Here is a 23,191-nt window from a genome sequence, read left to right as displayed (position 1 = left end):
GCCGCCCAACGCTCCCGCAACGTCGAAGGGCCGCCGAGGCGTTGCCCCGGCGGCCCTGCGGAAAACCGATCAGATCGGCAGGCGGCGGAAGATGGCGCGCGGCACGTGCCGCAGGATCGACATCACGAACCGGAACTGCGCGGGGGCGTACACCAGCGGGCTGCCCTTGCGGACGCCGTTCACGATCACCTCGGCGACGCTTTCCGGGGTGTTCGCCATCGGCGCGGCCTTCATGCCCTCGGTGAGCTTGGTGTGCGTGAAGTTCGGCCGCACGACGGTCACCTTGACGCCGTGCTCCTCCAGCGCGTAGCCCAGGCCGGAGAAGAACACGTCCAGGCCGGCCTTCGAGGAGCCGTAGACGAAGTTCGACCGCCGCGCGCGCTCACCGGCGGGGGAGGACATCACCGCGACGTTGCCGTGGCCCTGCTTGCGCAGCTTCTCGGCCAGCAGCACGCCCAGCGACACCGGGGCCAGGTAGTTGATGTCGGCCACCGCGCGGGCCGCCTCGACGTCGGTCCAGCCCTTCTCGTTGTCGCCCTGGATGCCGAAGGCGATCAGCGTGACGTCGACGTCTCCGTCGGCGAAGGCCTTGTCGATGACCTCGGCGTGCGTCTCCGGCTTGCGGGCGTCGAACGTCATGATCGACACCGTGCTGCCGGTCTTGCGCAGCTGCTCGGCGGCCTCGTCCAAGCGCGCCTGCTCCTCCGGGCGGTCCGCGAGGATGATGCGCAACGGGCGCTGCTCGGCGTACTTCCGCGCCGTCGCCAAGGCGATGTCGGAGGTGCCGCCGAGCACGAGCAGGGACTGGGGGTTTCCAACGGCGTCGATCACAGCTCAAGCCTCCGGCTCATGTCTGAAGCGAAAATGCCTTCGGGGTCAACGGATTGGCGAATCTTGCGGAACTCGTCGACTCGCGGATACATCTGGTGGAACGTCTCCGCCGTGGTCCGCGAGTCCTTCGCGGTGTAGAGCCGACCGCCGATGCCGAGCACCATCTCGTCGAGATCGGAGCACAGCCGGGAGAGGCCCGGCTTGATCGGGAAGTCGACGCAGACCATCCAGCCGGGGTGCGGGAACGACAGCGGCGCCCGGTTGCCCTCGCCCATCTGCTTGAAGACGTTGAGGAACGAGTAGTGCCCGGAGTGCGCGATCCGCAGCAGGATCCGGCGCAGGTCCTCGTGCGCGTTCAGCGGCGTGCTGAACTGGTACTGGAGGAAGCCCTTGGAGCCGTAGGCCCGGTTCCACTCGCCGAACATGTCCAGCGGGTGGTAGAAGGCGGTCAGGTTCTCCACCACGCCGAGCTTGCGCTTGGGCGACTTGCGGAACCAGGCCTCGCCGAGCGCGCTGAAGGTCAGCTTGTTGGCCAGCCCGTTGGGGAACACGTCGGGCAGCGTCGCCAGCTTGGGCGCGTCGAACTTCAGCGGGTCCGCGCGCAGCTTCGGCGGCAGCTCGTCCAGCTTGGCCAGCGAGCCGCGGCTGAACGCGGCGCGGCCCAGCTTGGGGCCGGTGGAGATGGCGTCGAACCAGCCCGAGGAGTACGTGTACTTGTCCTCGGAACCGTTGCTGACCAGCTCCAACGTCTCGTCGAGGTTGTCGGTGCGCTCGAGGTCGGCCACGAAGTACGCGGTCTCGGTCCGGGTCATTTTGATCTTGGCCCGGATGATGATGCCGGTGAGGCCGATGCCCGCCACGGTCGCCCAGAACAGGTCTGACTCGTCGCCGTCCGGCGTCACCGTCCGGACCTGCCCGTCCGCGGTGATCAGGTCCATCGACAGCACGTGGTTGCCGAAGCTGCCCGCGCTGTGGTGGTTCTTGCCGTGGATGTCGTTGGCGATCGCGCCGCCGATGGTCACCTGCCGGGTGCCCGGCAGCACCGGGACCCACAGGCCGTGCGGCAGCGCCGCCTTCATCAGCTGGTCCAGGCTGACGCCGGCGTCCACGTCCACGATCGCGGTGTCCGGGTCGATGTCGTGGATCCGGTTCAGCCGGGTCATGTCGACGACCACGCCGCCGGCGTTCTGCGCGACGTCGCCGTAGCTGCGGCCCAGGCCGCGGGCGAGGACGCCGCGCTCGTCGGCCGTGCGCACCGCCTCGGCGATCTTCCCGACGTCGGTGGTGCTCAGCACGCGAGCCTGAGTCGGCGCGGTGCGGCCCCAGCCGAAGAGTTCCTTGGTTTCGAACGCGGTCATCAGAGACTGAGCCTCCGGGAGAGGTCGGAGCGGAAGATGCCCTCCGGGTCGACCGAGGCGCGGATCTTCCGCCACTCCTCGATCCGCGGGTACATCTGCTCGATCATCTCGGCCGACGTGCGGGACTCCTTGGCCAGGTACAACCGGCCGCCCGCGTTCAGCACCATCTCGTCGAGCTCCCGGCACAACCGGTCCAGGCCCGGCGTGATCGGGATGTCGACGGTCAGCGTCCAGCCCTTGCGCGGGAACGACATCGGCGCCTGGTTGCCCTCGCCGAAGGTCTTGAGCACGTTCAGGAACGACACGTGGCCGGACGAGCTGATCTTGTCGATCGAGCGGCGGAACATCGCTTCCTGCCCGAAGGGCACCATGAACTGGTACTGCAGGAAGCCGTTCGAGCCGTAGACCCGGTTCCACTCGCCGACGAGGTCCAGCGGGTGGAAGAACTGGGTGATGTTCTGCACGAGGCCGAACTTCGTCGGTGCCTTGCGGTACCAGACCTCGTTGAACGCGGTGATGGTGAACTTGTTCACCAGGCCGTTGGGGAAGATCGGCGGGGCGGTCATCAGCTGCGGCGCGTTGAACTTCAGCGGATCCTTGCGCAGCTTCTTCGGCAGGTCCTCGATCCGGGCCGAGTTGCCGCGGGTGAGCAGCGCGCGGCCCAGCTTGTCGCCGCGGGCCAGCGAGTCGAACCAGGCGACCGAGTAGACGTAGTTGTCGTCCGAGCCGTCGGTGAAGTGCTCGATCAGCTCGTCGAGGTTCTTCGTCTGCACGTTGTCGACCAGGAAGTACGCGGTCTCGACGCGCTTGAGCTTGATCGTCGCCCTGGTGATGATGCCGGTCAGGCCCATGCCGCCGACCGTGGCCCAGAACAGCTCGGCGCCCTCGCCGTCCGGGGTCAGCGTGCGGACCTCGCCGTCGGCGGTGAGCAGGTCCAGCGACAGCACGTGGCTGCCGAACGAGCCCTGCGAGTGGTGGTTCTTGCCGTGGATGTCCGAGCCGATGGCGCCGCCGATGGTGACCTGGCGGGTGCCCGGCAGCACCGGGATCCACAGGCCGTGCGGCAGCAGCCGACGCATCAGCGTGTCCAACGACACGCCCGCGTCGACGACGACGGTCGCGTTGTCGACGTCGATCTGGTGCACCCGGTCGAGGGCGGTCATGTCGATGACGGTGCCGCCCGCGTTCTGCGACGGGTCGCCGTAGCTGCGGCCCAGGCCGCGCGCGATGACGCCGCGCTCACCGGCCTCGCGGACCGCCTTGGCGATCGCCTCGACGTCCGGGGTGCTGACGACGTGCGCCCTGGTGGGCGCGGTGCGCCCCCAGCCGGTCAGCGTCTGAAGCTCGTCCTTTACCGATCCCACCCAGCCGAGTCTATCCGCGCTGGAGCGGCCGATACGGGCGGGTTCATCCGGTCCCCGGCGGTGTGCGATGCGTCATCGCTACACTCTTCTGGGACGTTCGCGGAGTTCGATCTCCCACGTCTTCGGCGTCCAGCCGGGTGCCCCAGGTACCGAATGCCCTGTCGTCGGATCCCGAGGTGAACCAGTGGCCGTGGCCGAACCCGCAGCCCAGACCGAACAGAAGCGCCTAAGCGTCTTCAACCAGCTCTTCCGCTTCGTGGCCATCGGCGGTTTCTGCGCCATCATCGATGCCGGGGTCTACGCGCTCCTGCTTTCTCTGGGCTTGCCGAACTGGGCTTCCAAGGCCGTGTCGTTCATCCTCGGCACCACGGCTTCCTACCTGATCAACCGGAAGTTCACGTTCAGCGGCGCGAGCACGGGCAACGCCAAGGCGAAGGCGGTCGGGTTCGCGGTCGTCTACACCGTGACCTTCTTCGTCAACGTGGGCACCAACGAGCTGCTGTACCAAACGCTGCCCGACTTCAACGACCAGCTCCGCTACGCGGTGTGCTGGATCGTCGCGCAGGGTCTGGGCACCCTGATCAACTTCGTGATGCTCAAGTGGGTCGTCTTCCGCGACTGACGTCACGTCACGTCACGGCACGGCCCCGGTTCCCCGGTGGTCCGCAATTTCAATGGAAATCAGAGGTTCGATTTCCATTGAAATTGCGGGAGTTGTCCACAGGCGCCGGCGTGTCGGGGTGCGACACGCCGATGTTCCGCAGTTTCAATTGAAACTGCGGAACATCGGTGACCGGTGTCAGTTTCGGAAGCCGGTGCCGCGGGCCGGGGCGCCGAAGGCGTCGGAGCGAGTCCCTTCGAAGTGCGCCGTGGCCACGTGCGCGAAGTTCACCGCGAAGCGGCCGCCGTCGGCGGTGGTGAGCGACTTCGTGCTGCCGTTGGCCATCAGGTCGGCGAGCACGTCGCGGAGCGCGTCGGCCTCGGCCGGGTCGAGCGCGATGTGCAGCGGCTGGCTGGCTCCGGCGAGGTGCAGCACGAGTCCGGGGCGTGTCTCGGGCATCGGATCTCCCAATCGCAGCCGCCCCGGCGACCCGCCGAGGCGGAGTTTCCCCGCAGCGCGAGGGCTTCCACGCCCCAGCCGACCACGAATCCCCGTGCCCGAACACCCGATTTCACCCTGAGCGGACTCGAGAACCCGGTCCCACCGGCGCTTTTCGCTCACGGCGTACCCGCTTCGGCCGGGCGGAACCGATTTCCGGTGCCTGCGTCGAACGGGATAGGCGTGGGCGGTCGTTCGCCTGCGAACGTGGAGGTTCTTCTGTGATGCGTCGTCGCCATCTCGTCGGGGCGTTGCCCCTGCTCGCCGCTCTGCTCGTCGGATGCGGTGCGCCGCCGTCGGCTCCGGCCGATCAGCCCGCACCGACCGCGTCGTCGCCCCGGACGACAGCGCAGCCCGCCCCGGTGCCCGACCCCTTCGACCTCGCCGCGGCGCTGGCGCTGATCGAGGGGCAGGGGTTCACCCCGGATCCGCCGGAAGGCCGGCTCAGCGGGCCGATCCGGGCGATCCACGCGACCTGCACGGGCAGCGCCAACGGCCGCTGCCAGGCGGTCTTCTTCTTCGACGGGCAGCAGTTGGTGCACCGGGTGGACGTCGGCCTGGTGAAAATCCTGTCTCAGGACGGCAAGGCGGTGCGGGTGGAGTTCCCGGTGTACGCCGCCGGCGATCCGAGCTGCTGCCCGAGCGGCACGCCGACGCAGCACACGATCACGGTGCAGAACGGGCAGCTCGACGCCCAGCCGCCGGTCGGCTTCGAACCGAACTACCCCGGTGATTACTGATCACCCGGGCTGAGCCGGTCGGTTCACCCCGGAGCCGGAAAGCAACCAGCCTTCGGCGCGCGGCCGAAGGCTGGTGCTTCGCTCCAGGGACCCCGCACGGGGAAGCCCCTACTGCTCGGGTTCTTCCTCCGGGGGCTCGAAGGCCTTCACGTCGTTGCGGTCGTCGCTGCTCGGGACATCGCCCGGCAGGTGGACCGTCTTCGACAGCGGGCCCGGCGTCCAGGTGCCCCAATGGGTTTCCTGGTGCACGTCCATCGCCGCCTGCGCGGGCAGCGCGTCCGGCTCGTACGGGTCGACCGCGTACAGCGAGCCCCAGTCCCGGTGGATGTTGTTCTTCAGGTACGTCGGCAGCTCGCGCATGCTGGTCGACACGTTGAGCCAGCCGAACGGCCCGCCCGCGTCCGGCGACGACCAGCCCTGCCCGATGTCGCGCACCTCGGCCCCGGCCGCCACCCGGAACTTCGGGATCTCGGCGATGCCGTTGTGCACGCCCGGCAGCTGCAGGCACGGGTGCACCAGCGCGGCCGTCCACTCCACGAACGTCGGCTGGTCCCGGACGAAGTCGGTCATGTTCACCAGCTGCGGCGCCCGCGGCGCGCTCACCGCGACCCAGCCGTTCGGGCCCAGCGAGTTGTCGGTGGCCACCACGCGCATCTTGGTGGCGCCCTCGGACTTGCCGCCGACGGTGAACCGGAAGTCCCGCCACGCCGGGCCGGGCTGCTGCACCACGTACTTGCGCTCGGTGATCAGGAAACCGGCGTCGGTGTCGCGGCCGAACTCCAGCGCCACCGAGTTCGCGCCCAGCTCCGCGCCCGCCAGCGAGAGCACCACCGGCACCTCGCCGGTCTTCGCCCGTTCCGGCAGGTCGTACCACTGGGTGCGCAGCTCACCGGTGCCGAGGCCGGCCGCGTCGTAGCTGCCCCACACTGGCGCGTTGTCGTTGCCGAACTGGTGCGGCGGCTTCCAGTCGGGTTCCTGCATGTCGGAGCCGTCGCCGGGCGGCAGGCCGGGCCGGTTGAAGCCGACCATCTTGGCCCGCATGTACTGGTCGGCGTCCTCCTTGCCCTCCAGCCGCTTCGGCGGGATGCCGATGTCCTGGTCCTCCGACGGCGCCGCGGTGCCCGGCTGCTCGCCGGACACCCGCAGCATGCCGGATTGCGGGTTGGTCTCCACGTAGACGTAGTCGGACAGGCCGCAGCTGGAGCCGACGATCTGCTTGATGTTGTCCGAGCCGAGGCTGTAGCTGCCCCACTGCTTCTGGATGACCTTGCCGAAGTTGGCAAGCTCGAAGAGCACCAGCAGCGCGCACAGGATCGACAGCGGCGCGGTGCCCAGCCGCAGAGCGCGGCTCCGCTTCTCCTCGCGCCCGAAGCGCTCGTCCACGACCTTCGGGTTGTTCTCGTCGATGCGCAGGTGCTCTATGAACGCCACGATCAGCGCGATCCCGGCGACGACGAGGAAGATCGTGCTCAGCTTGTAGTCGCTGATCTCCGGCGGCATGTTGAACCACGGAACGCCCCAGCCGGAGACGTACCACCAGGCGTTCGGGCCGGTGGCCGTGAACGCCAGGATCACCATGAGCATCGCGAGGAAGCCCGCCCGGTTGCGCCGGGAGCGCAGCACGGTGCTGCTGGTGGCCAGCGCGGTCAGCGCCGCCAGGGCACCGCCGAAGGCGGCGAAGATGCCGAAGTGGTGGGACCACTTGGTGGGGGTCAGGACCAGCACCACGAAGGACAGCGTGGTGACCGCGAGCAGTCGCCGGCTCGGGCCGAGCGCCGCGCCCCGGATGCGGCCGCGCCGCAGCAGCACCACGGCGCAGGTGGCCAGGCAGAGCATCACCAGCAGCACCGGGAACCGGCGGGTCAGCGAGCCGTCCGGCGTCTGGCTGAACAGCAGGTTGTAGCGGCTGAGCTCCTCGTACCAGCTCTGGCTCGGGCCGAGTTCGGTGCGCAGCTTCGTGGCGTCCATGACCGACTGCCAGGTCTGGTCGGAGAACACCAGCGTCAGGATCACGAACCCGGAGGCTGCGATCGGCGCCAGCACCGGCAACCAGCCGAACTCCTGGGCCCGCTTGCGGACCAGCCGGAACAGCGGCTTCAGCGCCGCCACGAACGGCAGCACGGACACCATGCCGTGCGGGTTCGCCCCGACCGACAGGGCCGCGACGACCAGGCCCAGCGCGGCGGGCATCAGCCGGCCGGTCGCCACGGCGCGCTCGACCGAGCACAGCGCCAGCAGCGAGAACAGCACCACGACCGGCTCGGGCCGCAGGCCGTTGTTGTAGGGCAGCCAGAACGCCAGGAACACCGCGGCGGCGGCCCAGCCTGCGGCGTTGCTGCGCCGCACCTGCTGGCCGAGCCGCGGCAGCACCTCGCGGCTGATCAGCAACCAGCTGACGATGCCCATCAGCAGCGCGGGCAGCCGCACCCACGGCGTCGCCGTCGAGACCTGCACCCACAACGAGTACAGCTCGTAGAACCAGCCGAACGGCGCCTCGGGGACGCCGAACCAGCGGAAGTAGTTGCTGACGTAGCCGAAGCTCTCGCGCGCCCGCGCGATGGTCAGGATGTAGCCGTCGTCCGAGGTCATCGCGCCGATGACCCACCAGACGACCAGCGCGCCGATCACCGAGGCGTCGCGGAACGTCGGCTTCCACCAACCGGCGGGGGCCCACTTCGGCGGGCGGCGGCCGGCGCGCACGTCCAGCCGCCGCAGGCAGACCACGGAGCCGATGAACGCCAGCACCGCCAGCGCCATCGCGACGCCCTTGATCGTGGTCGCCTGGCTCTCGTAGCGGTTGTCGACGCGGGCCTCGAAGGACAGGCCGCGCACGTCGTCGATGCCGTCGTTGAGCCCGGAGTAGATGCCGGTCAGCTGCGGGCGCTGGTCGCCGCGCAGGTTCGCCAGCGACTCGTCGCCGACGCCGGCCGTGGTGCCGTACGCGTCGGAGTGCAGCGAGAACGAGCAGTCGCCCGCGGGCAGCGGCACCGTGCCCACCTGCTGGCCCTTGGTCAGCATCGTCAGGTGGCCGTTGTCGACCTGCAGAGTCAGGCCGGTCAGCTTGCCGTAGTCCGACGTCGGCGGGTTCGTGCTCAGCACCGTGGCCGGACCGTTGGTGCGGGCGTCCAGGCTGCGCACGGCGGCGCACGGCACCTCGGCGTTCAGCCACACCGGCGAGTAGCTCACCAGCGGCGCCGACACCGACTTGGTGCCTTCCGCCGTCGGCCACTTCAGCGTCGTGATGTTGTAGTCGACGGGGAGGAACGGCACCGCCAGTGCGAGCACCGTGCCGAGCAGCCCGAAGATCGACGCGAACAGCTTCAGCCGCTTGGCGGAGGGTTGCCGGCGTTCGGTCTCGGATTGCGCCGAAGCATCGTCCGTTCGGCGGCTTTCTTCCTGGCCACTGAGCACGGGTGGAGGATAGTAGCCGCTGGTCCGGGCCCCTTCGCGGCATTCGGCCGGTGTGCGAACCACCACTCGGACCGGTGCCGTGAGCTGCGATCTCAGGTAGCTCTCAGGCCAGTCTCAGGCTCCCGTAACCGTCCGGTGACCGCAGTTTCAATTGAAACTGACACGGATCAGCGGCGGTAGAACTTCTCCTGCTGGCCTTGGCGGAGCAGGCGCAGCCACTCCTTGAACGCCTTCGGGTCGCGCTTCTGGCCGACGAAGTACAGGCCGAAGCGGAGCACCTCCAGCGCGCCGATCTTCCGCATCCCCGGCTGCGACAGGAGGTAGCCGCGGTTGCGGTACGTGTAGTAGCGCTTCGCCGCGTCCGACGGGTCCTGGGCGTGGAACCGGCCGCCCAGCATCGGCTTGAACTCCGCCGAGCCGTCCGGGTGCAGGAAGCGGGTCTTCAGCGTGGTGCCGAACGGCAGCCCGGAGCGGACCACCCTGCGGTGCACCTCCACCTCGTCGCCGCGGAAGAACAGCCGGTAGTCCGGCACGCCCACCACGTCCAGCGTCGAGGCCCGGAACAGCGCGCCGTTGAACAGCGACGCGATGCCCGGCAGGAAGTCGTCGCCGCCGAGCTCGCTGACCCGGCGCTTCCAGGTCAGGCCGCGGCGCAGCGGGAACGCCAGCTTGTCCGGGGTGTCGATGTTCACCACCACGGGCGACACCGCGGCGAGCCGCCGCTTCTTCGCGACGTCCAGCAGCGTCGAGAGCGCGTGCTCGTCGGCGGGCCGGCCGTCGTCGTCGCCCAGCCACACCCACTCCGCGCCGAGCGACAGCGCGTGCAACATGCCGAGCGCGAAGCCGCCGGCGCCGCCGAGGTTGCGCTGCGAGACCAGGTAGGTCGACGGGATCGGGCAGTCCGCCACCACGTCCTGCGCGGGCTGGTCCGGTCCGTTGTCGACCACCACCAGGTGGTCCGGGAGTCTGGTCTGGCTCGCGATCACTTTCAGGGACTCGGCCAGCAGCTCGCGACGGTGCCTGGTGACGATCACCGCGACTACGGATCCGGCGGGCAGCTGCTGTGCGGAGTCGGTGCTCATGAGCCTTCTTTGCTCCCGATCGTGGCCGCGGATTCGCCGATCCGGGCCAGGGTTTCCTCGCTGAGGTGCTCGAAGGGGTCGTAGCCCTTGTAGTGCGTCAGCACTTCGCGCAGCGACCCCTGCTCCCGCATTCCGCCCTTGTCCATCCAGATCGCGGTGCTGCACAGCTCGATCAGGAACTCGTCGGAGTGCGAGGCGAAGACCAGGATGCCCGATCGCTTCACGAGGTCGTTGAGCCGGTCCCGCGCCTTCTCCAGGAACTCGGCGTCGACGGCGCCGATGCCCTCGTCCAGGATCAGGATCTCGGGGTCGATGGACGTCACGACGCCCAGCGCGAGCCGCACGCGCATGCCGGTGGAGTAGGTGCGCAGCGGCATCGCCAGGTAGTCGCCGAGCTCGGTGAACTCGGCGATCTCGTCGATCCGCTTCTCCATCTCCTTGCGGTTCATGCCGAGGAAGAGGCCGCGGATGATGATGTTCTCGTACCCGGAGATCTCCGGGTCCATGCCGACGCCGAGGTCGAAAACCGGGGCGACCTTGCCGACCACCCGCGCGCTGCCCCGGGTGGGCTCGTAGATGCCGCTGAGCAGGCGCAACAGCGTCGATTTGCCCGCGCCGTTGTGGCCCACCAGGGCGACGCGGTCGCCGTGCCGCAGCGACAGGTTGATGTCGTGCAGCGCCTCGATGATCGGGACCCGGCTGTCGGTGCCGATCTTGCCGCCCGCCTTGCCGAGCACGGCCTTCTTCAGCGAGCGGGACTTCGCGTCGAAGATCGGGAAGTCGACCGCTGCGTTCCAGACGTCGATGCTGACCACAGTTCCTCAGCTCCCGATCAGACCCAGTAGGTGATGCGCGCGCGGTAGTTGCGCAGGACGACCAATGCGAGCGCCCATCCCACGATCGTGCAGGCGAGGACCACGATCCAGTGGTACAGCAACTGATCCTGCCCGATCAGCGGGTCGCGGATGATTTCGATGTAGTGGTAGAGCGGGTTCAGGTCCGCGAGGTTCGCGCGCCAGCCGAGTTCCGGTGCCTTCTTCGTCAGGATGTCGGCGTTCCAGACGATCGGGGTCATGAAGAACAGCAGCGTGGAGAGGCTGTTGATGACCGGCGGGATGTCCCGGAACCGGGTCGCGATGATGCCGAACACCAGCGCGACCCAGCCGCCGTTGAGCATCAGCAGCATGAAGGCCGGGATGGCCGCGATCACCGTCCAGCTGATCGGCATCTGGAAGATCGCCAGCACCACCAAGTAGACGATCATGTTGTGCGCGAACAGCAGCGACTGCCGCCAGACGAGGCGCAGGACGTGCACGCTGATCGGCGAGGGCAGCTGCTTCATCAGGCCCTCGTTGGCGATGAAGACCTCGGTGCCCTCGGTCAGGCAGCCGAGGATGAAGTTCCAGACGATGAAGCCGACCGTCAGGTACGGCAGGAACGTCCGGATCTCCTCGCCGAACAGCTGCGAGTAGAGCAGGCCGAGCGCCGTCGCGGTCATGCCCATGCCGATGGTGATCCATAGCGGGCCGATGACCGAGCGCCGGTAGCGCTGCTTGATGTCCTGCCATCCGAGGTGCGCCCACAGCTGTCGCTGTTGGAGCCCGTCGTTGATGTCCTTGAACGCCTTGCGCCAAGTCCGCGACGACGTTTCGGGGGGCGCGGGGGGGCTGTCTACCGTGCTCGTGGACTGCACAGTGCGTCAGAGTACCGACCTCGGGTGTGCCCCTCCGGCGTGGGCATCACTCGACGGCGCAGCGCCCGCCTGACGACGGGCGCGCAGCCTCCACGGAGCGTCACAGGTACTGGCCGGTGCCCCGGGTGTGGCCGGGTTCGACCTCGCCGCCGCTGCCCGCCGGCAGGCCTCGGCGCATCTGCTCCAGCTGGGCGCGGGCGGCCATCTGCTGCGCGAACAGCGCCGTCTGCAGGCCGTGGAACAGGCCCTCCAGCCAGCCGACCAGCTGGGCCTGGGCGATCCGCAGCTCCGACTCGGACGGCGTCGACTCCTGGGCGAACGGCAGCGAGAGGCGCTCCAGCTCCTCGATGAGCTCCGGGGCGAGGCCCTGCTCCAGCTCGCGGATCGACGACTGGTGGATCTCCTTGAGGCGGGTGCGGCTGGCCTCGTCCAGCGGCGCCGCCCGAACCTCCTCCAGCAGCTGCTTGATCATGGTGCCGATGCGCATCACCTTGGCCGGCTGTTCGACCAGGTCGTTGATGTCCTCGCCGCGCTCCGGCTGTTCGTCGGAGCTCAGGGCGGCCCCGACCGGCTTGCCGTCCTCGCCGACGACGAACACCTGCGGCCGGCCCTCACTCGGATCGTGGGTCATGTCTCCATCCTGGCGGGTCGATGTCGCATCCGTAATTCAGGGTGCCCCGCGCGCGGCCGTCCCAGCGGCTGTTTGGCCAGGTAGACGCCCGTGAGCGGATTGGGGCGTTATAGCACCCCAATCCGCTCACGGGCCATGACCAGGCGAAACCGAAGCCTGTGCGGAAACCGCGCGGCGGTTCGCCCGCGCGGCGCGAGTGATGCGATATCTGCCACCCGGCAGCGAGAACGCCGCGCCCCGTACGTAACGTGTTCCCCATGGCGTTCGACGTCGCGGCTGTTCGCGGGCTCTTCCCCGCGCTGGGCGACGGGTGGGTGCACCTGGACGCCCCGGCGGGCATGCAGGTTCCTGAACAAGTGGCGACCGCGGCGTCCACCGCGCTGCGGGCCCCGGTATCCGGTCCGGGCGGGATCTTCCCCGCATCGCAGCGCGCCGAGGCGATCGTGGAGGCCGCCCGTCGCGCTTTTGCGGACCTCATCGGTGCCCACCCCGCCGGGGTGGTGCTCGGGCCGAACTCCGCCGTTCTGCTGCAGCGGCTCGCCGATGCGCTCGGCGACGGCTGGATGATCGGCGATGACGTCGTCGTCTCTCGGCTGGACCACCCGGCCAACGTCGCGCCGTGGCAGCGCGCGGCGCAGCGCTCCGGCACCACGGTCCGGTGGGCCGAGGTCGACATCGAGACCTGCGAGCTGCCCACCTGGCAGTACCAGGAGCTGGTCACCCCGCGCACGAAGGTCGTCGCGATCACGGCCGCGTCGGGTGCGGTCGGCACCCGACCGGACGTGCGGCAGGCCGCGGACGCCGCGGCCGAGCAGGGCGCGCTGGTGGTGGTCGACGCGTCCGCGGCGGCCCCGTTCGTGCCGCTGGACATCACCGCGATGGGCGCGGACGTGGTGGCGGTGAACGCCTCGGCGTGGGGCGGGCCGCCGGTCGGCGCGCTGGTGTTCAAGAACCCGGCGATGCTCGACCAGCTGCCGTCGGTGGCGCTGGAGCCCGGCGCGCGCGGCCCGGAGCGGCTGGAGCTCGGCCCGCACGCCCATCCGCTGCTGGCCGGGCTGGTGGCCTCGGTGGACTACCTGGCGGAGCTGGACGATTCGGCGGTCGGGCCGCGCCGGGAGCGCCTGCTGACGTCGCTGGGCTCGGTGAAGTCGTACCAGGCGGGCCTGCTGGCGAACCTGACCAACGGGCTTCGGAAGATGCGGCACGTGATGGTGATCGGCGACGCGATGCGCCGGGTGCCGTCGATGGCGTTCACGGTGAACGGGGTCAAGGCGGAGGACGCGGTGGAGCACCTCGCGGAGCGGGGCGTCTGCGCGTTCGCGGATCCGGGCACGCACGGGGTGTTCGCGGTGCTGGGCGTCGGCGAGGTCGGCGGCGCGGTCCGGGTGGGCCTGGCGCACTACACGAACGCCTCCGAGGTGGACCAGCTGGTCCGAGCCGTCGCCGAACTCGGCTGAGCCCGGGTGCCACCGCAATTTCAATGGAAATCGAAGGTCCGATTTCCATTGAAATTGCGGAAGTTGTCCACAGTCAGGGTGAGTTGTCCACAGCATGCCGCTCGTGAGTGGTCCTTCCGGTTCCTGCCGGAACATCCACTCACGAGCCGCAGTTCGCCAGTCCTGGGGCGCAGTTTCAATTGAAACTGTCGTCGGACCGTCAGCGGACGAGGAGGATCTTGCCGCGGACGTCGCCCGCCTCCAGCATCGCGTGCGCTCGCGCCGCCTCCGGCAGCGGCACTCGCTCGTGCACCAGCGTCCGCACCTCGCCCGCCTCGACCAGCGGCCACAGCCGCTCCCGCACGTCGGCGACGATCGCCGCCTTGCCCTGCGGCCCTTCCACCGGCCGCCCGCGGAGCCCGAGCACCGACAGGTGCAGCCGCTTGACCAGCATCTTCCCCAGATCCAGCTCGGCCTTCCGGCCGCCCTGCATGCCGATCACGGCCAGGTGCCCGTCGGGCGCCAGCGCGGACAGGTTGCGGTCCAAGTAGGACGCTCCCATGTTGTCCAGGATGACGTCCGCGCCGCCGAGCTCCTTGACGACCGCGACGAAGTCCTCGCTGCGGTAGTCGATGACCGGGTCCGCGCCCAGGTCGGCGCACAGCTGCCGGCTCGCGGCCGATCCGGCGGTCGCCGCCACGCGCGCGCCGATCGCCTTGGCGATCTGGATCGCGCTGGTGCCGATGCCGCCGGCGCCGCCGTGCACGAGCAGCAGCTGTCCGCTCCGGAGCCCGGCCTCCAGCACCACGTTCGACCACACGGTGCAGTTGACCTCGGGCAATCCGGCGGCCTCGACGAGGTCCACGCCGGCGGGCTTGGGCAGCACCTGCGCGGCGGGCACCACCACCCGTTCGGCGTAGCCGCCGCCGGCGAGCAGCGCGCAAACCTCGTCGCCCACCTGCCATCCGGTGACGCCTTCGCCGATTTCGGCGATGGTTCCGGAACATTCCAGCCCGAGGATGGTGCTGGCGCCCTTCGGCGGCGGGTAGTTGCCCTGCCGCTGGCTCAGGTCGGCGCGGTTGACCGCGCTCGCGACGACGTCGATGAGCACTTCACCCGGACCGGGCCGCGGGTCGGGGTGTTCGGTCCATTCCAGCACGTCCGGTTCGCCCGGCTCGCGGATCGAAATCGCGTACATGCCCTGGACGGTAGTCAGCGACGGAGGGTTCGCAGCGCGTGGTGCGGGAGTCCGAAGTCGACCGGACAACTCGGGAAAAATGGGAAATAATCCCTGCTTCTTAACTCTTCTCGGTGCGGCCTTGACTTCGTTGAGTGATCCTCTCAAGGCTAGCCAACACAAAAGTCCACCCGAAGCGGGGAGCATGATGAGTTTGCGAACCATCACACCCAAGCGCTCGGCGGCGGCGCTGGCCGCGACGTGCGCGGCCGCGTTGTTGACCGTGACCCCGGCCAGCGCGGCGCCGGCCGACCTCGGCTCGCAGATCAACGCCAACGCCGTGAACCGTCACCTGATCGCGTTCCAGCGGATCGCCGACCAGAACGGCGGGAACCGCGCGTCCGGCCAGCCCGGCTACGAGGCCAGCGTCGACTACGTGGCGGGCAAGCTCCGCGGCGCGGGTTTCGACGTCACCACGCCGGAGTTCACCTATCAGGCGTACTTCCTGGACTCGTTCAGCCTTGCGGTGGCCGGTCAGCCGGTCGAGGGTGACGCGCTCGAGTACTCGCCGGCCACCCCGCAGGGCGGCATCACCGCGCCGCTGGCCGTCGCCCCGGTCGACGAAACGCCGGGCTGCTCCGCCAGCGACTACGACGGGCAGGACATCACCGGCAAGGTCGTGCTGATCCAGCGCGGCGCGTGCACCTTCGGGGACAAGGCGGAGTTCGCCGGTGAGCGCGGGGCGGTGGGCGCGATCATCTACAACAACGTGGACGGTGCGCTCAACGGCACGCTCGGCGACCCGGACATCTCGAAGATCCCGGCCGCCGGGGTCACCAAGCAGGCCGGCGAGGCGCTCGCCGGGCAGGCCGGCGCCGAGGTGAAGCTGGACGTCCAGGCGCGCCTGGAGACCGTGACCACCCGCAACATCGTGGCGCAGACCCGCACCGGTCGCACCGACAACGTCGTGATGGCCGGCGCGCACCTGGACAGCGTTCCCGAGGGTCCGGGCATCAACGACAACGGCACCGGCAGCGCGGGCCTGTTGGAGGCGGCGCTGAAGCTCGGCGGTAGCCCGAAGGTCAACAACGCCGTGCGGTTCGCGTTCTGGGGCGCGGAGGAGTCCGGCCTGGTCGGGTCGACGCAGTACGTGCAGGGCCTGAGCTTCGAGCAGCAGCTCGACATCGCGCTGTACCTGAACTTCGACATGATCGGTTCGCCGAACGCCGGCTACTTCGTCTACGACGGCGACGGCTCCACCGGCGGCCCGACGGGTCCGCAGGGCTCGGCGCAGATCGAGCAGGACTTCGCCGCCGCGATGGCCAAGCAGGGCGTCGAGGTCGAGGGCGACGAGTTCGACGGCCGTTCCGACTACGGCGAGTTCATCGCGGTGGGCATCCCGGCGGGCGGCCTGAACACCGGCGTCGAGGAGCTCAAGACCGAGGAGCAGGCGGCGAAGTGGGGCGGCACCGCGGGCGTCGCCTTCGACCCGAACTACCACGCGCCGGGCGACAATCTGTCCAATGTGGACCGTGTCGCGCTGGAGCGGAACGCCAAGGCGCTGGCCGCAGTGATCGACGGCTACTCGAAGAGCACCGAGGCGGTGAACGGGATGCAGAGCCGCGCCGAGCGCGCGCAGCTGCGTGCCGCGCAGGTCACGATGATGGCGCAGCACGACGCCCCGGTGCTGCCCAAGGCCGGTCACCACAACCTGGCCTGATCGACAGCTGCGGGAAGGTTCGAACAGCGCGCGGGGCACTTCCGGCCACTAACCTGCCCGGAAGTGCCCCGCCGCTTCCCGGTGGTCCGCAATTTCAATGGAAATCAGAGGTCCGATTTCCATTGAAATTGCGGAAAAACTCACCGGGTGGGGTGGTTGTCGTAGTCCGATCGAAGGGGATGTCGTGAAACGTGCCGTTCTTGCGGTCACCGCCGTCACCGCCGTCACCGCGGTAGCCGCCGTTACCGCGCCCGCCGCAGCTCTGGTGGCGCCCGCCGCCGACGCGGCGCAGCCGGTGCGCTTCGCGACGTTCAACGCCTCCCTCAACCGCGCCGCCGAGGGCGAGCTGCTCGCGGATCTGTCCACACCGGACGATCCGCAGGCCCGCGAGGTGGCCGAGGTGGTGCAGCGGGTCCGCCCGGACGTGTTGCTGCTCAACGAGTTCGACCACGTCGAGGGCGGCGCGGCGGTCGACGCCTTCCGCGCCAACTACCTGGCGCACGGCCAGGGCGGCGCCGACCCGATCGACTACCCGTACGCCTACACCGCCCCGGTGAACACGGGCGTGCAGACCGGCATGGACCTGGACAAGGACGGCACCATCGGCGGCCCGGGCGACGCCTACGGCTTCGGCGCGTTCCCCGGCCAGTACGGCATGGTGGTGCTGTCGAAGTACCCGATCGGCGAGGCCCGCACGTTCCAGCAGTTCCGGTGGGTGGACATGCCGGGCGCGCAGCTGCCCGACGACCCGGCGACGCCGAAGCCCAGCGACTGGTACTCGCCGGAGCAGCTGGCGGCCCTGCGGCTGTCGTCGAAGTCGCACTGGGACCTGCCGATCGAGGTCGGCGGGCGGACCGTGCACTTCCTGACCTCGCACCCGACGCCGCCGGCCTTCGGCGGCCCGGAGAAGCGGAACGCCCTGCGCAACCACGACGAGATCCGCTTCTGGGCGGATTACGTCAGCCCGGGCCGGGGCGGCTACATCTACGACGACGCGGGCGCGCCCGGCGGTCTCGCGCCCGGCGCCCGGTTCGTCATCGCGGGCGACCAGAACTCCGATCCGGTCGACGGCGACAGCAACGGCGCCCGCCAGATCCTGCGCGCCCCACGCGTCATCGACCCGCTGCCGGGCAGCGCCGGAGCGATCGAGGCGAGCTTGGCCCAGGGCGGCGCGAACGCGGCGCAGCGCGGCAACCCGTACTTCGACACCGGCGACTTCAACGACAAGGCGCCCGGCAACCTCCGCGTGGACTACGTCCTGCCGTCGGCGCCGCTGATCCCGTTGCGCGCCGGGGTCTTCTGGCCGGCGTCGAACGACGAGCTCGCCCGCCTCAACGACGCCTCGGACCACCACCTCGTCTGGGCCGACCTGCTGGCCTGATCGGGGGGCGAATCAGGGAATCACCGGATTCGCCCGGCACGGCCGCCGTTCGAGGCTTGGCGGCATGAAAACACTGATAGCCGCGGTAGCGGCAGGCGTCCTGCTGGCCCCGGCCGCGGCCGAGCCCGCGCCCCTCGCGCTCCCCGAACCGACCGGCCCGCTCGCGGTCGGCAAGACCACGCTGCACCTGGTCGACCACGACCGCCCCGATCCGTGGGTGCCGCAGGAGAACCGCGAGCTGATGGTGTCGCTGTTCTACCCGACCGAGGACCGCGACGGGCCGCGCGCCGAGTACGTCACGCCCGAGGAGTCGCGCCTGATCCTGGCGGGCCTGCGGGTGACCGGGGTTCCCGAGGAGATCCTGAGCACGACCCGCACCCATGCGGTGGCGGATGCGGAGCCGCTGGACCGGAAACTGCCGCTGGTGGTGCTCTCGCCCGGACACAGCTTCTCGCGCTCGTCGCTGACCGGGCTGGCCGAGGACCTCGCCAGCCGCGGCTACGCCGTCGCGGCCGTGGACCACACCTACGAGGCGAGCGCGATCACGTTCCCGGACGGCCGGATCACCGAATGCCTGATCTGCGAAACGAAACCGGACGGGCCGACCATCGCGCGGAACCGCGCGATCGACGTCTCGTTCGTGATCGACGAGCTGACCGGATCGGGCCTGATCGACGCGGACCGCATCGCGATGGCCGGCCATTCCCTGGGCGGCGCGGCCGCGGCGCACGCGGTGCGGGAAGACCCGCGGATCCGCGCCGGGGTCAACATGGACGGCACCTTCCACCCGGAGTTGACCGAGGACCTCGACCGCCCGTTCCTGATGCTGGGCGCGGACGAGCACGGTCGGCCGGGCGCGGACGAAACCTGGGACGCCAGCTGGCCGCACCTGACGGGCTGGAAGCGCTGGCTTTCCGTCGCGGGCACGGCACATTCGTCGTTCACGGACTACTCGATCCTGGCGGAGCAGCTGGGGATCGACGTGGGAGGCGAGCCGATGACCGGCGATCGCACAGCGCAGATCACCAGGGACTACGTCGCCGCGTTCGTGGACCTGCACCTGCGGGAACGGCCGCAGCACCTGCTGGACGGCCCGTCCCCGCGCTACCCCGAAGTCCGCTTCGAGAACCCGTGACGGCCCGGGTCCCAGACGAATCCGACGGCACCGGACCTGCCTGATTTCAGGCAAGATCGGGAGGCCCACGCGCGTCGAAGACTCCCATCCAGGGGCGTTCCGGAAGGGCTCCGGGCAAGGTGCCTGGCACCGTTCCAGGCGGCCAGGTCCGCACGTGCCCGCCCGCCGTTCTGGAACGCCCCTGCGGGGAAGGCCGGGGCGCGTCGAAGGCTCCCGATCTTAGGCAAAATCGGGATGTCGCACGGCGAATGCCGGGCTGGGAGAGGTGGGGCAGTGGTCGAGATCTTGCTGGTCACGGGCAGCACGCGGAGCGGTTCGACGAACACCGCTGCGCTGCGCACCGCGCTGGAGGCCGCGCCGGACGGCGTGACGGTCGCGCTTTACGAGGGGCTGGCCGAGCTTCCGGCGTTCAACCCCGACCAGGACACCGATTCGCTGCCCGCACCGGCCGCTGTTCTGCGCGGCCGGATCGCTTCGGCGGACGCGTTGCTGTTCTGCACGCCGGAATACGCGGGCACGCTGCCCGGCAGCTTCAAGAACCTGCTCGACTGGACCGTCGGCGGCCCGGAGATGCACGAGAAGCCGGTGGCCTGGGTCAACGTCGCTCCGGAGGGGCGCGGGAACGGCGCGTCCGAGACGCTCAGGACGGTCCTGGGCTACCTGAGCACCGACATCGTCGATGCGGCCTGCGTCCGCCTGACCGTTCCCCGCGGCGCCGTCGGGCCCGACGAGACGATCGAGGATCCGCAGGTCCGCGAGGGGCTGCGGGATGTCCTGCGCACGATCGCGAAGCACGTGGCGGGGTGACCGAAAACGGGCGTCGGTCCCGGGACAAAACCGACGCCCGCCCCGATCGCCGCTGGTGCGTCAGCGCCAGGTGGCGATGGCCTCGGTCGCCCCGATCGGCTGGTACTTCAGCACGAATCCGGTTGCGTCGGCGGGGACGTCGAACACGACCTTGCCGCTTCCGGTGTCGCCCTTGGAAAGCAGCGTCGCGAACAACATCCCGTCCATGTTGGTGCCGTTGGGAGCGGCGTTGGGGTACTCGGTGCCGGAGGCGTCGGCCAGCATGAACGACGTCGCCGCAACGGCCCCGCCGTCGCCGCCGAGGAGTTCCGCCTGGACGTCGACGACGACGTACTTGCCTTCCACCGGCGCTTCCGAGAATTCGGTGAAGTCCTTCGGCGCGCTAGCGGTGATCGCGAATTGGCTGCCGTCGTTGGCCGCGCCGGCCTTTTCCCCGAAAGCGGCCTCCGGTGGCAGTTGTTCCGCGGGTTGCTGGGGCTCCGCGGCCGCCTCGGCGGTGCTTTCCGCGGGCGCCGCCGCGTCGGGGGCCTCCCCGCTTCCGCAGCCGACCAGGCCCATCAGCAGCAAGGCGGAAAGCGGGGCGATCAGTTTCTGCACTTTTCCTCATCGGTTCGAACGAATGCGAACGTTGGCATGGTGCCAGTCCCGGGCACCCGCAACAACAAGATCAACTAACTGATCCGGAATTCATTTGAACTGAACCGGAGATGCCCGTTTGCGCTATTCGGCGAGGATCTGATCGAGCGCCGCGGCGACCTCTTTCCGGGCGGCCGGGTCGAGCCCGCGCAGCGGCCGGGGGAGGTTCGGACCGGCGATGAGGCCGAGGTGTTCGGCGGCGGCGGAGACCACGCGAATGCTGCCGTACCGGCGAAATAATGTCCACAAAGGACTCAATTGGTCGGACAGGGCGGTGGCCTCGCCGCTGTCGCCGGCGGCCGCGGCACGGGTGATGGCGAGGCACTGCTCGGGCAGCAGGCCGCCGAGGACGCTGAACCACAGGTCGGCGCCCCCGTTCAGGCCGCCGGCGGCGAACTGGTCGCCGCTGACGCCGATGGCGACGTCCCGGGGGAGCTTGCCGCGGAGCGCGGCGATCCGCTCGCGCGCCTGGTCGGCGGGGATGCCCGGGATCTTCACCGCGGCGACGTTCGGCAGCGCGGCGATGCGCCCGTGCAGCTCGTCGCTGAACGTGAAGTGCGTGGTGCCGGGGTTGTCGTACACGCACAGCGGAACGCTCAGCTCGCGGCTGACGTCCTCGAAGAGTCCGAAGACATCGTCCGCGTTGAGGGGCTGGTAGGACACCGGCGCGAGCAGCACCGCGGACGCTCCGGCGTTCTGGGCGTCCTCGGCGTGCGCGCGGACCTGGGAGGTGCGCAGCGCGCCGATGCCGACCATGACGGGCACGCCGCCAGCGGCGTCGACGGCGATCCGCGCGGCGCGGGCGCGCTCCTCGCGGGTGAGGTAGGCGTAGCCGCCGGTCGAGCCGAGCGCGCCGATCGAGTCGACGCCCGCCGCGGAAAGCCGGGCGACGAGGTTCGCGAAGCCGCGTTCGTCGATGCCGTCTTCGCTGGTGGGGGTGAGCGGGAAGGCGCTCAGGCCGGTGAACATGGCGGACGTTTCCTTTCGGCGTGCGGACGACCGAACCCCAGCCTGCCGCAAGAAGTGGCCTCCCCAAAGAGCCAGTCAACACCTCCTTTGAGATGCCACTTCAGGACCATGAGAACAGACGGCGATCAAGGAAAGGCCCGAGTCGTGAACAACTGACCCCAGTTTCAATTGAAACTGGGCGTCGACGGGCATGGCCGTCCTCGTACTGTTCTCGCATGGCGGCGGTGGATCGGGACCGGCTGCGCAGGACGTTCACCGAGGCGGTGGAGCTGGGCGCGGCGATGACCGAGGTGGCGCGCCGGAACCTGGCGGCCTTCCTGCAGGTGGAGGTCGTGAACGCGGCGTTCGAGGACTGGCCGCTGCCGGCCGGACCGTTCGACGTGGTGGTGGCGGCGACGGCGTTCCACTGGATCGACCCCGAGGTCCGGCTGGCGAAAACGGCTGACGCGCTGCGTCCAGGAGGCGCCCTGGCGACGATGGCGACGCACCACGTGGCGGGTGGCACCGAAGCGTGCTTCGCCGAAGTCCAGGGCTGCTACGAGCGGTTCGACCCGTCGACGCCGCCGGGCGTGCGCCTCCTGGCGCCGTCGGAGATCCCGCCGGACGACGAAGAGCTGACCGGCTCGGCCAGGTTCGGGAAGCCGGTCTTCCGCCGCTACGAGCGGGACCTGACGTACTCGACCGAGGAGTACCTGGACGTCATGCGGACCTACTCCGGTCACCGGGCGCTGCCGCCGGCTGCGCGGAACGGGTTGCTGGAGTGCATCGGAAACCTGATCGACAAGCGCCACGGCGGCCGCATCACCAAGCGATACCTGACGGAACTGAGGGTCGTCCACGCCGAACCGACCGGATAGTCCACAAAGGACTTCCAGCTGCGCATGCGCGCGATCCGGGTACACGCGCGCATCCGGCGTGCCAGACTCGCCGGATGTCGATCAACAACGCCGAGGCGGCCCTGGGAGAAGCCGCCCGCGCTTACCTCAAAGCCCGCCGCTGGCTGTGGATCGGGATGGCCGCGGCACTGCTGGCCGGAGCAGCCTGGTTCGCGGTGACGATCGGAGGACTGTTCGCGCAGCTGGCGCCGGGGACGATCCAGTTCTGGCAACAGGCCTGCTTCTGCGTCGCCTTGCCCGCGTTGATAGCGACATCCAGCGCGGGCGGCAGCCGTCAGACGGCGGAAGCCTGGCTGCGCAGCCTCCAACACCGCCTCGCCCCGGACTCGTACAGCAGCTCGACGCTGGCCGACGCCCGAAAGCTCGCCCACCGCCCGTAGCAGCCGGTCCAAGGCGGCTCTCGCTCATTCGGCGGCGAGGTAGCTGACGGCACCGCTTCGCGGATCTCCCATCGTCGACTGCGGGGCCTGGCCCGTGAGCCACAGCCGTTCCAGGTGGCCGGTGTTCGTCCAGGTGCCGGCGTAGAGCACGAAACAACCGGGGTTCGGCTGGTTTTCGCGGCACCACGACAGCGCCTCCAGTACGTCACAACCGATCAGCACGCGGGTATCGCACACCAGGCTGCGGCGGGAACCGTCGCCCCGCACTTCCCACGACCACAGCTCGACCATGTAGGTGGGACGATCGGTGTCGCGGCACACGCGCCTGTCGTCGAACTCTTGGACCCCCATGGCCGAGGATGATGCCCGCAGCAGACGCCCGCCGTCAGTCATCCGGCAAGTCCCATGGCCGACGGTTGAGGCGAGCACGAACAGAGCCCGGCGG

Annotated in this window: 22 protein-coding genes; 9 read left to right on the top strand and 13 right to left on the bottom strand. The window is 69.6% G+C overall.

Features of this window, described 5'->3' with window-relative positions; all coding sequences use genetic code 11:
• Positions 1-69: 69 nt before the first annotated feature.
• From AB0H93_RS05570 to AB0H93_RS05560, 3 genes are read right to left on the bottom strand one after another with little or no spacing between them, the layout of a single operon-like run.
• Positions 70-831 (bottom strand): decaprenylphospho-beta-D-erythro-pentofuranosid-2-ulose 2-reductase, encoded by a 762-nt coding sequence (locus AB0H93_RS05570; RefSeq protein ID WP_358567849.1) that lies wholly within the window; start codon positions 829-831, stop codon positions 70-72.
• Positions 828-2,189: an FAD-binding oxidoreductase gene (locus AB0H93_RS05565; protein ID WP_358567846.1), complete on the bottom strand. Its 1,362-nt coding sequence runs from the start codon at positions 2,187-2,189 to the stop codon at positions 828-830. The genes AB0H93_RS05570 and AB0H93_RS05565 overlap by 4 nt, the downstream gene beginning before the upstream one ends.
• Positions 2,189-3,553, bottom strand: coding sequence for an FAD-binding oxidoreductase (locus AB0H93_RS05560; RefSeq protein ID WP_358567843.1), 1,365 nt, complete (start codon positions 3,551-3,553; stop codon positions 2,189-2,191). Before AB0H93_RS05560 ends, AB0H93_RS05565 begins: the two co-directional genes overlap by 1 nt.
• Before the next feature lie 190 nt (positions 3,554-3,743).
• Between AB0H93_RS05560 and AB0H93_RS05555 the strand changes: the two genes are divergently transcribed.
• On the top strand, positions 3,744-4,175 hold the full coding sequence (locus AB0H93_RS05555) for a GtrA family protein (RefSeq protein ID WP_358567840.1): 432 nt from the start codon (positions 3,744-3,746) through the stop codon (positions 4,173-4,175).
• A gap of 177 nt (positions 4,176-4,352) precedes the next feature.
• Here AB0H93_RS05555 and AB0H93_RS05550 read toward each other — a convergent pair whose 3' ends face one another.
• Positions 4,353-4,613, bottom strand: a complete 261-nt coding sequence (locus AB0H93_RS05550) for a hypothetical protein (RefSeq protein WP_358567837.1) — start codon at positions 4,611-4,613, stop codon at positions 4,353-4,355.
• Between the two features lie 263 nt (positions 4,614-4,876).
• On the opposite strand from AB0H93_RS05550, the gene AB0H93_RS05545 reads away from it, so the two are divergent.
• Positions 4,877-5,392 (top strand): LppP/LprE family lipoprotein, encoded by a 516-nt coding sequence (locus AB0H93_RS05545; RefSeq protein ID WP_358567834.1) that lies wholly within the window; start codon positions 4,877-4,879, stop codon positions 5,390-5,392.
• 108 nt (positions 5,393-5,500) lie between these two features.
• On the opposite strand, the gene AB0H93_RS05540 is transcribed toward AB0H93_RS05545, so the two are convergent.
• The 5 genes from AB0H93_RS05540 to AB0H93_RS05520 all read right to left on the bottom strand — a co-directional run bounded on the left by AB0H93_RS05540 (position 5,501) and on the right by AB0H93_RS05520 (position 12,209).
• A complete protein-coding gene (locus AB0H93_RS05540) occupies positions 5,501-8,803 on the bottom strand; it encodes an arabinosyltransferase domain-containing protein (RefSeq protein WP_358567831.1) in 3,303 nt (1,100 codons plus the stop codon).
• 167 nt (positions 8,804-8,970) lie between these two features.
• On the bottom strand, positions 8,971-9,885 hold the full coding sequence (locus AB0H93_RS05535; protein WP_358567828.1) for a glycosyltransferase family 2 protein: 915 nt from the start codon (positions 9,883-9,885) through the stop codon (positions 8,971-8,973).
• Positions 9,882-10,700, bottom strand: coding sequence for an ABC transporter ATP-binding protein (locus AB0H93_RS05530; protein WP_132479199.1), 819 nt, complete (start codon positions 10,698-10,700; stop codon positions 9,882-9,884). Before AB0H93_RS05530 ends, AB0H93_RS05535 begins: the two co-directional genes overlap by 4 nt.
• A 17-nt stretch (positions 10,701-10,717) precedes the next feature.
• Positions 10,718-11,578, bottom strand: a complete 861-nt coding sequence (locus tag AB0H93_RS05525) for an ABC transporter permease (RefSeq protein WP_358567824.1) — start codon at positions 11,576-11,578, stop codon at positions 10,718-10,720.
• Positions 11,579-11,678: 100 nt separating this feature from the next.
• Positions 11,679-12,209 (bottom strand): bacterial proteasome activator family protein, encoded by a 531-nt coding sequence (locus AB0H93_RS05520; protein ID WP_358567821.1) that lies wholly within the window; start codon positions 12,207-12,209, stop codon positions 11,679-11,681.
• A 257-nt stretch (positions 12,210-12,466) separates the two neighbouring features.
• On the opposite strand from AB0H93_RS05520, the gene AB0H93_RS05515 reads away from it, so the two are divergent.
• Positions 12,467-13,666 carry a cysteine desulfurase-like protein gene (locus tag AB0H93_RS05515; RefSeq protein WP_358567818.1) on the top strand — a complete coding sequence of 400 codons (1,200 nt, stop codon included), beginning with the start codon at positions 12,467-12,469 and terminating at the stop codon, positions 13,664-13,666.
• 199 nt (positions 13,667-13,865) lie between these two features.
• On the opposite strand, the gene AB0H93_RS05510 is transcribed toward AB0H93_RS05515, so the two are convergent.
• Positions 13,866-14,843 carry an NAD(P)H-quinone oxidoreductase gene (locus tag AB0H93_RS05510; RefSeq protein ID WP_358567815.1) on the bottom strand — a complete coding sequence of 326 codons (978 nt, stop codon included), beginning with the start codon at positions 14,841-14,843 and terminating at the stop codon, positions 13,866-13,868.
• 187 nt (positions 14,844-15,030) lie between these two features.
• On the opposite strand from AB0H93_RS05510, the gene AB0H93_RS05505 reads away from it, so the two are divergent.
• The 4 genes from AB0H93_RS05505 (at position 15,031) to AB0H93_RS05490 (ending at position 19,865) form a co-directional block, all read left to right on the top strand.
• Positions 15,031-16,542 (top strand): M28 family metallopeptidase, encoded by a 1,512-nt coding sequence (locus tag AB0H93_RS05505; RefSeq protein ID WP_358567813.1) that lies wholly within the window; start codon positions 15,031-15,033, stop codon positions 16,540-16,542.
• Between the two features lie 184 nt (positions 16,543-16,726).
• A complete protein-coding gene (locus AB0H93_RS05500) occupies positions 16,727-17,923 on the top strand; it encodes an endonuclease/exonuclease/phosphatase family protein (RefSeq protein ID WP_358567811.1) in 1,197 nt (398 codons plus the stop codon).
• A 64-nt stretch (positions 17,924-17,987) separates the two neighbouring features.
• The gene (locus tag AB0H93_RS05495; RefSeq protein WP_358567808.1) at positions 17,988-19,058 is read left to right on the top strand and encodes an alpha/beta hydrolase; all 1,071 of its coding nucleotides are present in this window, start codon (positions 17,988-17,990) and stop codon (positions 19,056-19,058) included.
• 273 nt (positions 19,059-19,331) lie between these two features.
• Positions 19,332-19,865 (top strand): NADPH-dependent FMN reductase, encoded by a 534-nt coding sequence (locus AB0H93_RS05490; protein WP_358567805.1) that lies wholly within the window; start codon positions 19,332-19,334, stop codon positions 19,863-19,865.
• A gap of 60 nt (positions 19,866-19,925) precedes the next feature.
• On the opposite strand, the gene AB0H93_RS05485 is transcribed toward AB0H93_RS05490, so the two are convergent.
• Positions 19,926-20,462 (bottom strand): DUF4352 domain-containing protein, encoded by a 537-nt coding sequence (locus AB0H93_RS05485; RefSeq protein ID WP_358567802.1) that lies wholly within the window; start codon positions 20,460-20,462, stop codon positions 19,926-19,928.
• Positions 20,463-20,585: 123 nt separating this feature from the next.
• On the bottom strand, positions 20,586-21,470 hold the full coding sequence (locus AB0H93_RS05480; protein ID WP_358567799.1) for a dihydrodipicolinate synthase family protein: 885 nt from the start codon (positions 21,468-21,470) through the stop codon (positions 20,586-20,588).
• Between the two features lie 215 nt (positions 21,471-21,685).
• Between AB0H93_RS05480 and AB0H93_RS05475 the strand changes: the two genes are divergently transcribed.
• Positions 21,686-22,327 carry a class I SAM-dependent methyltransferase gene (locus tag AB0H93_RS05475; RefSeq protein ID WP_358567796.1) on the top strand — a complete coding sequence of 214 codons (642 nt, stop codon included), beginning with the start codon at positions 21,686-21,688 and terminating at the stop codon, positions 22,325-22,327.
• 74 nt (positions 22,328-22,401) lie between these two features.
• The gene (locus AB0H93_RS05470; RefSeq protein ID WP_358567793.1) at positions 22,402-22,746 is read left to right on the top strand and encodes a hypothetical protein; all 345 of its coding nucleotides are present in this window, start codon (positions 22,402-22,404) and stop codon (positions 22,744-22,746) included.
• Positions 22,747-22,770: 24 nt separating this feature from the next.
• On the opposite strand, the gene AB0H93_RS05465 is transcribed toward AB0H93_RS05470, so the two are convergent.
• A complete protein-coding gene (locus AB0H93_RS05465; RefSeq protein WP_358567790.1) occupies positions 22,771-23,097 on the bottom strand; it encodes a hypothetical protein in 327 nt (108 codons plus the stop codon).
• Positions 23,098-23,191: the final 94 nt, after the last annotated feature.

Source organism: Saccharopolyspora sp. NPDC050642 (assembly GCF_040654735.1).
GTDB lineage: Bacteria > Actinomycetota > Actinomycetes > Mycobacteriales > Pseudonocardiaceae > Saccharopolyspora > Saccharopolyspora elongata.
Note: the sequence above shows the minus strand (reverse complement) of the source record. Positions and strands in the feature narration are given on the sequence as shown.